The organism is Pseudomonas sp. C 49-2 (genome assembly GCF_003970195.1).
Lineage (GTDB): Bacteria > Pseudomonadota > Gammaproteobacteria > Pseudomonadales > Pseudomonadaceae > Aquipseudomonas > Aquipseudomonas canadensis.
Genome location: NZ_RXYG01000014.1, coordinates 1 through 12,823, shown reverse-complemented (window position 1 = coordinate 12,823; position 12,823 = coordinate 1). Strand labels below are relative to the sequence as shown.

11 protein-coding genes are annotated in these 12,823 nt (G+C 60.8%); 5 read left to right on the top strand and 6 right to left on the bottom strand.

Features of this window, described 5'->3' with window-relative positions:
* Positions 1–47 precede the first annotated feature (47 nt).
* Positions 48–395 carry a hypothetical protein gene (locus tag EJ576_RS23910; protein ID WP_028616559.1) on the top strand — a complete coding sequence of 116 codons (348 nt, stop codon included), beginning with the start codon at positions 48–50 and terminating at the stop codon, positions 393–395.
* A 65-nt stretch (positions 396–460) separates the two neighbouring features.
* Here the strand turns inward: EJ576_RS23910 and EJ576_RS23905 are convergent, their stop codons facing one another.
* Positions 461–871: a hypothetical protein gene (locus EJ576_RS23905; RefSeq protein WP_028616560.1), complete on the bottom strand. Its 411-nt coding sequence runs from the start codon at positions 869–871 to the stop codon at positions 461–463.
* Positions 872–979: 108 nt separating this feature from the next.
* On the opposite strand from EJ576_RS23905, the gene EJ576_RS23900 reads away from it, so the two are divergent.
* On the top strand, positions 980–1,846 hold the full coding sequence (locus tag EJ576_RS23900) for a helix-turn-helix domain-containing protein (RefSeq protein ID WP_126571339.1): 867 nt from the start codon (positions 980–982) through the stop codon (positions 1,844–1,846).
* Here the strand turns inward: EJ576_RS23900 and EJ576_RS23895 are convergent.
* Both EJ576_RS23895 and EJ576_RS23890 read right to left on the bottom strand, forming a co-directional pair.
* Complete coding sequence (locus EJ576_RS23895) at positions 1,837–2,466, bottom strand: ribonuclease T2 (RefSeq protein WP_122728362.1); 630 nt, start codon at positions 2,464–2,466, stop codon at positions 1,837–1,839. The genes EJ576_RS23900 and EJ576_RS23895 overlap by 10 nt on opposite strands.
* 36 nt (positions 2,467–2,502) lie before the next feature.
* Entirely contained in the window at positions 2,503–3,483 is a 981-nt protein-coding gene (locus tag EJ576_RS23890) for a Gfo/Idh/MocA family protein (RefSeq protein WP_126571286.1), read from the bottom strand.
* A gap of 127 nt (positions 3,484–3,610) precedes the next feature.
* Here EJ576_RS23890 and EJ576_RS23885 point away from each other — a divergent pair, with 127 nt between their 5' ends.
* On the top strand, positions 3,611–3,973 hold the full coding sequence (locus EJ576_RS23885; protein WP_095016581.1) for an NUDIX hydrolase: 363 nt from the start codon (positions 3,611–3,613) through the stop codon (positions 3,971–3,973).
* 129 nt (positions 3,974–4,102) lie between these two features.
* On the opposite strand, the gene EJ576_RS23875 is transcribed toward EJ576_RS23885, so the two are convergent.
* Positions 4,103–6,739 (bottom strand): glucosidase, encoded by a 2,637-nt coding sequence (locus EJ576_RS23875; RefSeq protein WP_126571285.1) that lies wholly within the window; start codon positions 6,737–6,739, stop codon positions 4,103–4,105.
* 69 nt (positions 6,740–6,808) lie between these two features.
* Complete coding sequence (locus EJ576_RS23870) at positions 6,809–8,218, bottom strand: OprD family outer membrane porin (protein WP_028616577.1); 1,410 nt, start codon at positions 8,216–8,218, stop codon at positions 6,809–6,811.
* Positions 8,219–8,507: 289 nt separating this feature from the next.
* Here EJ576_RS23870 and EJ576_RS23865 point away from each other — a divergent pair, with 289 nt between their 5' ends.
* Positions 8,508–9,884 carry a VOC family protein gene (locus EJ576_RS23865; protein WP_126571284.1) on the top strand — a complete coding sequence of 459 codons (1,377 nt, stop codon included), beginning with the start codon at positions 8,508–8,510 and terminating at the stop codon, positions 9,882–9,884.
* Between the two features lie 155 nt (positions 9,885–10,039).
* On the opposite strand, the gene EJ576_RS23860 is transcribed toward EJ576_RS23865, so the two are convergent.
* The gene (locus EJ576_RS23860) at positions 10,040–10,264 is read right to left on the bottom strand and encodes a DUF465 domain-containing protein (protein ID WP_038843444.1); all 225 of its coding nucleotides are present in this window, start codon (positions 10,262–10,264) and stop codon (positions 10,040–10,042) included.
* Positions 10,265–10,439: 175 nt separating this feature from the next.
* Here EJ576_RS23860 and tkt point away from each other — a divergent pair, with 175 nt between their 5' ends.
* Positions 10,440–12,503 carry a transketolase gene (tkt, locus tag EJ576_RS23850; RefSeq protein WP_126571283.1) on the top strand — a complete coding sequence of 688 codons (2,064 nt, stop codon included), beginning with the start codon at positions 10,440–10,442 and terminating at the stop codon, positions 12,501–12,503.
* Positions 12,504–12,823 lie beyond the last annotated feature (320 nt).

Genomic DNA, 12,823 nt, shown 5'->3' with positions numbered 1-12,823 from the left:
ATGCCCGTACACTGCACCGTTGCGCTTATTCCACGAGGACTTTTTGCATGAAATTGATGATCGGCCTGGCCGCCCTGCTGTTGGTATCGGCTTGCACCACGACCGCGCCCACCACGCCACCCGCCCAAGACTCCGCTGCGTCGACGTGCCTGGCCGGCGGCGGCACCATGAAGCAAGTCGGCAAGTTGCAGAGCTGGAAGTGCATCACGCCGTACAAGGACGCAGGCAAGGCGTGTACCGACTCTAGTCAGTGTGATGGCGAGTGCCAGACCAGTGTCACCACCCAAACTGGCAATGGCCCGGTGACAGGCGCGTGCCAGGTAGATAACAGCCACTTCGGCTGCTCGGCGACGGTGGAAAAAGGCAAGCTCGGCCGAGCGATTTGCGTGGATTGAGTCTCGCCACCGATCGAACTGTGGGAGCTGGCTTGCCTGCTCCCACAAGAGGTCTGTAGCGCTGCTTAGAAATGCGCCACATCCGACACCTGCTCGTCCAGCACATCCCGCGCCAGCGCCCAGGCGCGATCCTTGGACTCCACCACCAGCAGCGGGTAGCCCCAGGCCTTGCCGAACATCACGGCAAACGGCTTGAGTGCCAGGCGTTGTGCGGGGCTGGGCTCGACCTGGATCATGCCTTTGACGTAGGTACGCAACGCCTGCTTGTTTTTCTTCATCCAGATTGACGCTTGCTTGCGCTCCTCATGAGAGTGTTCGTGGTTGTTCTCATCCACGGACTTCTCGTGCAGCAACAGGAAGGGTTGCTGACGGGCCAGCAGGCTTTCGAAGACCAGGAAGGCATCCTCCGGCCCGCCCTCGTTGGGCGCGTCGAAGACGATTTTCACCACTGGGAATGTTGAGCTGTCGAGTCGCATGGCAAATCTCCTTGTTGAGAATGTATCTCACTATAACGACCACCCCACTAGACGGCATTGCACAGAATAGCCAGAATGTTTCGCAATTCAGCCAAGCTTGAAGCCGCCATGCAACGCCACCGTCTCGATCAACGTGACCCCTCCAGAGTCAAGGACGCCGACCTGCTCCCGCGTGCAGTGATCGCCGTGAGCGCCACCAGCACGTCCGAGAGCTGGGAGCATGCCCCGCATTCCCATCGCAAGGGCCAGTTGATGTACACCCTGCGCGGGGTGATTCATTGTCAGATCGAGGCCGGCATCTGGATCGTGCCGCCCCAGTGCGCGCTGTGGATTCCCGGCGGCATGTCCCACGCCGCACGCGGCTCCGGCGAAGCGCAAGTGTATTGCCTGTTGATCGACCCGGACGCCGCCGGCGCCCTGCCCCCGCAATGCTGCACGCTGTCGGTGTCCGGCCTGTTGCATGAACTGATCAGCAAGGCCGTAAGCTTCCCGCCGTTGTACGAAGAGGACGGCGCGCAGGGCCGCCTGATCCGCACGCTGCTGGACGAACTGGCCCAGGCGCCCATCGAGGACCTGCACCTGCCAATGCCTCAGGACCCGCGCTTGCGGCGCCTGGCCGACAGCCTGCTGGCCGTCCCCAGCGACAAGGCCACCCTCGGCCAGTGGGCCGTGCGCATCGGCATGAGCGAGCGCAGCATGACCCGCCTGTTGCTGGAAGAATTTGGCCTGAGTTTCGGGCGTTGGCGCCGGCAGTTGCATGTGATCCTGTCACTGCAACGCCTGGCCAGGGGCGACAGTGTGCAGCGGGTCGCCCTGGACCTGGGCTATGAGAACGCCAGCGGCTTCATCACCATGTTCCGCAAGGCGGTGGGCCAGCCGCCAGCACGTTACCTGGCCGATCGCGCCGGAGCGTCAAAGGCCAACGCCGCCGCGACCATTGCCTTGCACGCGCTACAGACGCCAGATCAGCGCTGAACCGGAATGCGAATATCACCGCCGCGACACTGGGTCTTCACACTTTTGGGGCAGCCGGCAAAGCGCAGCTCCTTACTCAAGCACACCCGCACTTCGGACAGCACCTTGCCCTTGCAGATCACCGCCACACTGTGATCGCCCATGGCTGGGTTGCTCTGGCGGAACAGCCGTTCGATGTCCTGTGCCGCAAGGTAATTGGGCACATTGAACGGCTGCAGTTGCTGCGGAATCTGCACCGTGGCCAGCGCTGCGTCGGTTGCTTCCAGGTAACGCGTGGGCCCCAAGCCGCTGCACGTGCCGTGTTTGGCCCACTCATGCTTGAGCAATGCCTGTGTGGGAAACATCAGCGCGCCCTTGGCCATGTCGTCGGCCGACAACCGCGATTGCGGGTCGCACGACGCCGGCCACCCGCCACGGGCGTACTGCGGCCATAACCCGTGCAATACAAAGCCGTAGCCTTTACCTGTGCATTGCTCGTTGTTCGGGTGCGTCAAGCAGAACGTGGGCGACCACGACAGAGACAACACATAAAAATCAAAATCCCCTGCCGGGCGTTGCTCACGTGGCGCAGCCATTGCACTGGTGGCTATGACCAGCCACACCATCATCCAGTACTTCATCCGTCTATTCCTCGAAAAAACAGAACCCTATCGCAGCTATCCAGGATGATGGGGGTTACGTTGTAGCACCTTGTCGAGGATCCGATCGGTCTTCAACGCCTCGATCGCTTGGGAAGGGTGTTCGGCTTCCCCGCGAACATGGGCATTCATGGCCAGCACGTGATGCCACTGGATATGCGCGTGGCAAGGCACCTCCAGCACTTCGTCCACCTCGCCTTCAAGGCGCAGCGGCTGGTCTTCGAATACGGCAAAGGTAATACGCCCCTTGCTGCCGATCAGCTCGACCTTGTCTTCGCGGCGGTCGACGACAAAGTTCCAGCAGCCCATGCCCAGCGCGCCGGACGCGAACGTCCAGCAGGCAGTCACCGCATCCTCGGCGGCGTAGCGCCCGGCCTGTCGTGCGGTAAACCCCGAGACCTCGACGATATCCCCGGCCAGGTACTGGAACAGGTCAAACCCGTGGCTGGCCAAGTCGGCAAAGTAACCACCACCGGCGATGAGCGGGTCGGTGCGCCAATTGGCGGCACTGGCATCGTCGGCGCCTGGTGGCTTGCACAGGGTCCAGGTCAGGTGGCGCAGTTGGCCGATGCGCCCGTCCTGCAGCCACTGACGCACCTGCTGGAAACGCGGCAGCGAGCGGCGGTAATACGAGACAAACAGATGCAGGCCGGCACGCTCGAAGGTGCGCTGCATCAATGCGCTTTGCTCGGCATTCAACGCCATTGGCTTTTCGACACAGCAATGCTTGCCCGCGGCGGCCACCATCAGGCTGTACTCGAGGTGGCTGTCGGGTGGCGTAGCGATATACACCGCATCCACTTCGGGATCATTGATCAGGGCCTGAGCGTCGGTGTAGAAGCGGGCAATGCCGTGGCGTGTCGCATAATCGCGCACCGCTTCTTCACGACGCCCCATCACGGCCACCAGCGCAGAACCTGGCGCTTTGTAGAAAGCGGGTCCACTCTTCAATTCAGTGACACTGCCACAGCCGATCATGCCCCAGCGTACGGTGCTCATCTGCTCTCCTCATGCGTTTTGATCAATCGGGCAGTATCCACAACCCCACACGTCAGCGCCATAACCACTTAGCATGACAATTGCATTACACTTTTATGACACTCATCCCGCTGCGGGGGCACAGACGATGAAAATACGGGCCACGGTCATTTGCGAACACGAGGGGCATATCCTCTTCGTGCGCAAGGCCAGATCGAAATGGGCGTTGCCGGGCGGCAAGGTCGAACGCAATGAGCGACCGGTTGGCGCGGCTGAGCGCGAGCTGGAAGAAGAAACCGGATTGAATGTGGACGGCTTGTTGTACTTGCAGGAGTTGAAAGCCCGCGACACTGTCCATCACGTGTTCGAAGCGTCGGTGGTGAACATCGCCGATGCAAAACCTTGCAATGAAATAATCGACTGCCAGTGGCACCCCTATGGCGCCATGGATGATCTGGACACCACCGACGCCACCCGACACATCGTTAAATCCTTTCTGCGTCGCCTGTAGTTCAGCGCTTTGGCCACTGGCCAACAGACCTCGCTTCACCCCGCCATTCTCTTTCTGCCGTTCGACAAAGGACCTGACGAACGCGGCAGCGACTGCTTGCCACAACAAGCTCCCTTACTACAAAGAGGCTTAAGCACCTGAGTGCAGTAACAACGCCACCAGCGCACTCCACCCGGTCTGATGGGACGCGCCCAACCCGCGCCCGGTGTCCCCATGAAAATACTCATGAAACAACACCAGATATCGACTCTCCGGGTCCGCCTCCAACTGCGCATACCCCGCCATCGACGGCCGCAGGCCATTTTCATCGCGAAGAAACAACCGGGTCAGCCGCTGACTGAGGCTGTCAGCCACTTCCTCCAAGGAGGACAGGTAACCACTGCCCGTCGGATACTCCACCGAGAAGTTGTCCGCGTAGTAGCGGTGAAACTCCCGCAACGATTCGATCAGCATGTAGTTCACCGGCATCCACAGCGGCCCGCGCCAGTTGGAGTTGCCGCCATACAACCGCGAGTCGGATTCGCCGGGCTGGTAACTCGCACTCAGGGAATTGCCGTTCATTTTCAACGCCAGCGGTTGTTCGGCAAACGCCTTGGACAGGGAGCGCACGCCAAAGGCCGACAAAAACTCTTCGTCATCCAACATGCGCCGCAACAGGTCCTTGGTGCGTTCGCCGCGCAGAAGCGCCAGCAGCAGGCGATTGCCCTGCCCCGGCTCGTTCCAGCGCGAGACCAGTTTGGCCAGGTCGGGCCGGTGCTTCATGAAGCCCAGCAAACGCTCGCGCAACCCTTCCAGGCCTTCATGCTCGCGCTGCTCCAGCACCAGCACGGCAAACAGCGGCATTAGCCCGACGATCGAACGCAGGCGCACCGGTTCGTTCTGGCCATCGGGGCGATGCAGCACATCGTAGAAGAACAGGTCCTGCTCGTCCCACAGGCCTTCCGCGCTGTCATCGATGCGGTTGATGGCGCCGGCGATATACAGGAAGTGCTCGAAGAACTTTACGGCGATGTCGACATACACCCCGTTGCGCTTGGCCAGTTCCAGCGCGATGCGCATCAAGTCCAGCGCATAGGCCGCGACCCACGCCGTGCCGTCGGCCTGATCCAACTGGTAACCCGGTGGCAACGCGGCCGAGCGGTCGAACAAGGCGATATTGTCCAGCCCTAGGAAGCCGCCTTGGAACAGGTTGCGCCCTTCGGCGTCCTTACGATTGACCCACCAAGAGAAATTCAGCAGCAGCTTGTGGAATATCCGCTCTAGGAAATCCATATCGCCTACGCCAGTCAGCGCCTTGTCCTGCTGGTAGACCCGCCAACTGGCCCAGGCATGCACCGGCGGGTTGGCGTCGTCGAAGCGCCATTCGTAAGCCGGCAACTGGCCGTTGGGGTGCATGAAGCGGTCTTTCACCAGCAGCAACAGTTGCTGCTTGGCATAGCCCGGATCGATCAGCGCAATGGCCACTGCCTGGAAGCCTTGGTCCCACGAGGCATACCACGGGTATTCCCAGGTATCGGGCATGGAAAGGATGTCGAAATTCGACAGGTGCCGCCAATGGGTATTGCGGATATGCAGGCGCTCGGGCGGCGGCGCAGGTTGTGCCGGGTCGCCGTCGAGCCATTGGTTCACGTCGAAATAGTAGAGCTGCTTGGACCACAGCAGCCCGGCCAGGGCCTGACGCTGCACATTACGCGCGTCCTCATTGGCAATGCCGTGTTGCAAGGCGGCGTAGAAGTCATCGGCCTCCTGGCGGCGTTGTTCGAACAGCTTGCGGGCGTTGACAGGCGGTGCGTCGACCGGGGCAAAACGCAAATAGAGGGTTTTGCTTTCCAGGCCTGCCAGATCGAGGATGAAGCGTGCGGCGACTTTGGTGCCGCAGTCACGGCGAACCGCCGATTGCTCACCGCCGACCACGTAATCATTGATCCCATCCTTGAACGGCCCCGGTGCCGGCTGCCCATCCAACCGGGGGACATTGGTTTCGTTCTCGCAGAATAACCACTCCACCCCGTCCTGGCCCCAGGCATTGAGATGGCGATCCGCCAACTCATGATGACGCGCCAGCACCTGCTCCCCGTCCCGCGTCAACTGTGGCTTGGGCGCGTCGAAGGTCCAGCTCCAGTCATTGCGCGCCCACAGCTGGGGCAACACCTGCAAACGCGTTGGCTGGTCCGAACGATTGTGCAGGATGACGCGCATGAAAATGTCGTCAGGCTGATGCTTGGCATATTCGACGCTGACATCGCAGTAGCGGTTGTCTTCGAACACGCCGGTATCGAGGATCTCGTACTCGGCATCTGCCAGGCCACGCCGGGCGTTTTCGCTGATCAGGTCGGCGTAGGGAAAGGCGGCGTGGGGGTATTTGTAGAGCATGCGCATGTAGGCATGGCTCGGTACGCCGTCGACGAAAAAGTACAATTCCTTGACGTCTTCACCGTGGTTGCCTTCGGCGTTGTTGAGGCCAAACAGGCGCTCCTTGAGGATCGCGTCACGTTCGTTCCACAGGGCCAGGCCCAAGCACCAGCGTTGGGACTTGTCGCTGAAACCGGCTAAACCATCCTCGCCCCAGCGATAGGCGCGGCTGCGTGCGTGTTCATGGGGGAAGTAGGTCCAGGCGTCACCATCGGCGCTGTAGTCCTCGCGCACTGTGCCCCATTGGCGTTCACTTAAATAAGGGCCCCACTCGCGCCAGCACTCGGCATCCGGCTGCGCCAGGCGTTGGCCTTCGAGGGTTGCAAGTATTCGGTTGTCGGGTGTGGCCGTCATCGGGTCGTCCATCGCCTACCAAGTGAGAGGCAGTGTAGAGCCCAATGACGCCCGGGTGCACATGAAGACTTAGAAGATCGCGTAGGTGTAGTTGAAGATCAGGCGGGTCTGGTCCTGGTCGGCGGTGCCGGTGTTCTTGCCGTGATAGGTGCCGGTACGGAAAGTCGTACCAAAACCTTTCAGAGGACCGGCCTGCACAACGTAGTCCAGGCGGAAGTCGGCTTCGTTTTCTTTCTGGTCAGGGCCACCGGCTACCTTCGACTTGATGTCCCGGCCATCCAGGTAAGCCACGGACGCCTTCAGACCCGGCACGTAGGCCTTGAAGTCATAAGAGTACTGACCAAAGTTGACCTGCTCGCCCGCGCGGGAGAACTGGCCGACCACGGCGTCGGTGAACAGGTAGAAGTCACTGCCGCCAGCGCCTTGTGCGTGCGGATCGGCCAGGCTGCCCTGGTTCACCCACACAAAACCGCCGTCGTCACCCACGCCAATGTGGCCGAGCATCAAGCTGCTGCCGCCCAACTGATAGGTGAAGGCCGCACTGTAGGTTTTGTTGTCCACTTCGTTGGCGTGCTTGGCGTAGCCGCCGTTGTTGTTGAACTGGTAGCCACTCTCGCCGTTCTTGCCGTCGCTGCTGCTGTCGAAGTAGCGCAGGTCGGTCTTGAACGACTGGTCATTGCCCAGCGGCAATACGTGGACCAAGCCGAAGTAGTTCTGTTTGTAGAAGTCCTGCAACTGGGCATAGTAGTACTGCAACGTCAGGTTTTTCGCGATGACGTTGTCGGAAGAGCCAAACGGCTTGTAGTCAACCCCACCGAACTTGAAGCTGTCACTGTCGCGAGTCCCACCGGCCACGCTCAAGCCCGTAGAGTTGCTGGAGGCACGGCCTTCAGCGCGGTTCAGTTCACCGCCGGTGAAGGTGACGTTGGGGATGTCGTTGGAGGTCAGGATGCCGCCGTCAAAGGTCTGCGGCGCCACGCGGCTGTCATTGGACACCAGGATCGGCAAGACCGGCGCCAAGCCACCCCCCACATGCAACTCGGTCTGGGAAATGCGGAACTTCACGTTGCCCGCCGCGCGCCCAAAGGAGTCGGCAGGTTCAGTGCCGTTGTTCTTGGTCGGAAAGAAGCTGTTGCCGTTGCCCGACAGGCCCGCGCCCGCCGTGTGGCCATCGCCACCGTCCAGACGCAGCGCGCCGAAGGCCATGACGTCAAACCCCAGGCCGACGGTGCCTTGGGTGAAGCCGGATTTGTAGTCAAAACGCAGCGCGGTTGCGGTTTCGCGCAGGTCGTTGTTGGTCCCCGAGCGGTTATCCGCGCTGTAGTACATGGTCCGCGAGCTGATGGCCGCGTGACTGTCTTCAAGGAAACCGCTGTGACCGTTGCCCGTGCCCAGCGAACCGAGCCCGAAATCATCAGCGAATGCCTGTTGTGCAAGAACGGCGGCGGTGATCGACAACGCCAGTGTAGAAATTTTCATTAACGACAGCCCCTAAACATTTTTTTATGTGTCTGGTGTGCATAACGGCGTTTTCATCCTTGCAAACGTGACGATTCTTTCATGCCGACCGGGGCGGACTCCGTGAAGAATTAGTTAGGAAAACCGCCCGTAAATGAAATTTCTCACGGGCTGGTTTTTGTCATATTCACGTCATCTCATTCATTTGCAGAATGAAGTCCTGAGGATTCTTCGTTTGCAAGCGCGACTTGCGCTCAACAAAATCCAGGCACAGGCCACCTCTATCGTCATAGCCATCAGGAATTTTTCTATGCCTAGCACCGCACATGTCAGCCCAGACGAGATCCGCAAGGGCTTTTCCAAGGCCATGTCCGACATGTACCGAGATGAAGTTCCCCTGTATGGCGCGCTGATGGAGCTGGTGGCCGAGACCAATACCCACGTGCTCGACACCCAGCCGCAGCTGGCGCAGCAGCTGCAACGCACTGGCGAAATCCAGCGCCTGGACATGGAACGCCACGGCGCGATCCGTCTTGGCACGGCTGAAGAACTGGCGACCATCAGCCGCCTGTTCGCAGTGATGGGCATGCAACCGGTGGGCTACTACGACCTGACACCGGCTGGCGTGCCCGTGCACTCCACCGCGTTTCGCGCCGTGCATGAACAAGCGCTGCAAACCAGCCCGTTTCGTGTGTTCACCTCATTGTTGCGCCTGGAACTGATCGAAAACCCCGACCTGCGCGCCTTTGCCGAAACCGCCCTGGCCAAGCGCTCGATCTTCACCCCTGGCGCCCTGGCGCTGATCGAACAGGCGGAAAAGGAGGGAGGCCTCAACGCTGAGAACGCCGATGAATTTGTCCGCCAGGCCTTGGAAACCTTCCGCTGGCACCACACCGCCACCGTCACCGGCGCGCAGTACCAGCAACTGAGCGACCAGCACCGCCTGATCGCCGACGTGGTCGCCTTCAAAGGCCCGCACATCAACCACCTGACCCCGCGCACCCTGGACATCGACCACGTCCAGGCCGCCATGCCCGACAAAGGCATCACGCCAAAAGCCGTGATCGAAGGCCCCCCTTGCCGCCGCTGCCCGATCCTGCTGCGCCAAACCAGCTTCAAGGCCCTGGATGAACCCATCGCCTTCACCGACGCCCAAGGCAGCCACAGCGCACGCTTTGGTGAAATCGAACAACGCGGCGTAGCGCTCACGCCCAAAGGCCGTGCGCTGTACGACCAGTTACTGAACGCCGCGCGCGACGAACTGGGCGCTTTCCCCAATGAGGGCAACGCCACGCGTTATGTCGAATTGATGGAACGGCACTTCCAGGCCTTCCCGGATGATCACGCGCAGATGCGTGAACAGGGCTTGGCCTACTTCCGCTACTTCACAACCGAGCAGGGCCTGGCGGCGCGCGGTTCGGCTGATCAACCGCGAACCCTGGACGCATTGATCGCAGCGGGCCACATCGATGTGGAGCCTTTGGTGTATGAAGATTTTCTGCCGGTGAGTGCGGCGGGGATTTTCCAGTCAAACCTGGGGGATGCGGCGCAGAGTCACTACGCAGCCAACTCGAACCAGGCCGAATTTGAAAAGGCGCTGGGCCGTCGGACGATTGATGAATTGAAACTGTATGGCGAGACGCAGCAGCGCTCGATTGATGCGTGCACACAGGCACTGCTGGCCTGAAATGAAGTGCCCACCCGGCTCACCGGCGCAATCCTTGCGCCGCAACAGTCCCCAGAGCCGGGTGGGCGGTGGGCATCATAGGCAGTGAAAGCCGCCCTGTCCTTCAGACAATTCTGAACAAATGTGTCCGCGCCTGTAGGAACGCGGACGGTGGCTTACCCCAACTTCGCCACAATGTCGTCTTTGATCAACAGTCGTTTCTTCTTCAGCTTCTCCACATCCTCATCGCTGGCGCTTGCCGATTCTGCCTTCAGCACCTCCTTGTCAGCGTCATCGTATTGAGTGAGCAGCGAGTCCAGGCGTTTGTCGCTCGCCCTGCGTTCGTGAACCTCTTCCTTGCTCTTTCCCAAATCCAGATACAGGTCGTGTTTCACTGGCATGGCGTACCTCCGCAAGTTGATCAATGGCTTACGCCCTAGAAGCTAGACCATTGCGAGGGGTCTTGTCATGTCCGGGGTCAATACAGCCCCGTTCGTCGCGGCGCAGGTGTTTGGATCAAACCTTTGCGGCGCCCTGCCCTCCACTCTAGATAGCCATTCGAGGGAGACCGGTTTCATGACTCATGCCGCCACCGCTGTCGACACCCAATGCATCAACACAATCCGTACCCTGGCCATGGACGCCGTGCAGAAGGCCAATTCTGGCCATCCGGGCACGCCCATGGGCCTGGCGCCGGTGGGTTACACGCTGTGGAGTCGCTTCCTGCGTTATCACCCGGAGCATCCCGACTGGCCCAACCGTGACCGCTTTGTGTTGTCGGTGGGGCATGCGTCGATGTTGCTGTACTCGCTGTTGCACCTGGCGGGTGTGGTGGAAATCGACGCCCATGGCAAGCGCACTGGCCAGCCGGCGATCAGCCTGGACGACATCAAGCAGTTCCGGCAGGCCGATTCAAAAACCCCGGGCCATCCCGAGTACCGCATGACCACTGGCGTGGAAACCACCACCGGGCCACTCGGCCAGGGCTGCGCCAACAGCGTCGGCATGGCGATGGCCGAGCGCTGGTTGGCCGAGCGTTTCAACCGTGATGGCAAGGTGTTGTTCGACTACAACGTCTACACCCTGTGCGGTGACGGCGACATGATGGAAGGCATCAGCAGCGAAGCCGCGTCGATGGCCGGGCATTTGAAGCTTGCGAACCTGTGCTGGATCTACGACAACAACACCATCAGTATCGAAGGGCACACCGAGTTGGCGTTCAGCGAAGACGTGATCAAGCGCTTCCAGGCCTATGGCTGGCACACGTTGCACGTGACTGACGCCAATGACTTGCAGGCGCTGAGCACAGCGTTGGAGACATTCAAGGCGAACACAGGAGCGCCGACCCTGATCGTGGTCGACAGCGTGATCGGCTACGGCTCGCCCCACAAGCACAACACCGCCGCCGCCCATGGCGAGCCATTGGGTGATGATGAGATTCGTCTGACCAAGGCCGCTTATGGCTGGCCGCAGGACTCAAGTTTTCTGGTGCCGGACGACGCGCGCACCCTCTTGCGTGATGCCCTGTTGGAACGCAGCCATGCGTTATACGAAACCTGGAGTCAGCACCTGTCGCAGCTAAAGCAGTACGAGCCGGAACTGGCTGACGAGTTGCGCCGCATGCGCGCAGGGGAAATGCCCGAGCGTTGGCAAGACAATCTGCCGCACTTCGGCAGCGATACCAAGGGCGTGGCCAGCCGCGCAGCCGGTGGCGAAGTACTGAATGCGTTTGCCCAACAAATCCCCTGGTTGCTCGGCGGCTCGGCAGACCTGTCACCGTCGACCAAGACCAACCTCACCTTCGACGGCGCCGGGCGTTTCAGTGCCGACGACTACAGCGGGCGCAACCTGCACTTCGGCATCCGTGAACACGCCATGGGCGCGATTGCCAATGGCATGGCGTTGTCCTACCTGCGGCCGTACACCTCGACCTTCCTGGTGTTCAGCGACTATATGAAACCACCGATCCGCCTGGCGGCGATCATGGAGTTGCCGGTGGTGTTTGTGTTCACCCATGACTCGATTGGCGTCGGTGAAGACGGGCCGACGCACCAGCCGATCGAACACCTCACGCAACTGCGCGCCACACCGGGGTTGCTGACGCTGCGGCCCGGCGATGCCAACGAAACCCTGGAACTGTGGAAGGTCGCCTTGGCGCAAACCCATCGGCCAAGCTGTGTGGTGTTGTCGCGCCAGCCGTTGCCGACGTTGGATCGTACGAAATATGCGGCGGCGTCCGGGGCAGCCAAAGGGGCCTATGTACTGGCGAGTGCCGAAGAGCCCAAAGTGATTCTGCTGGCGACCGGCAGCGAGGTCAGCCTGGCCGTGGCGGCGTATGAACAGTTGAAAGGCGAAGGGATCGCTGCGCGCGTCGTTTCGATGCCCAGCTGGGAATTGTTTGAAGACCAGGACCAGGCCTATCGCGACAGCGTGTTGCCGCCAGCGCTGAAAGCGCGAGTCGTGGTGGAACAGGCTGGGCCATTGGGTTGGGACCGGTATGTGGGGCAGACCGGCGCCAAAGTGGTGATGAACAGCTTCGGTGCGTCGGCGCCGCTGGCGAAGTTGCAGGAGAAGTTTGGGTTTACGGTGGAGAATGTGGTGGAGCAGGCTTTATCGCAGGTTCAACTGATTCAGGGTTGAGCTAAAAGTAGGATTGCGCGCGAATGCGGGGGGCAGTTTTTTTGGGTGGGGTACATATCCGTTATTTGGGTAACGGCCGCTTATGGTTCAGCCCTTACGGCGGGTCACTTTCGAAAAGCGCGAAAGTAACCAAAGCGCTCTTGCCCCAACACTCGGCACCTCGCCTAGGCTCGGTGTGCCCGTAATCCGACAGTGATTTGGGGGGCCGCCGCCACGCGCCATCCATGGCGCGGGGCGGCTAAACCGGCATCCCTGCCGGTTTACCCCCCAAATCCCTGCCGAATTCCGGCCAGCGTGTTTGACGGGGCGCCTAAGATCAA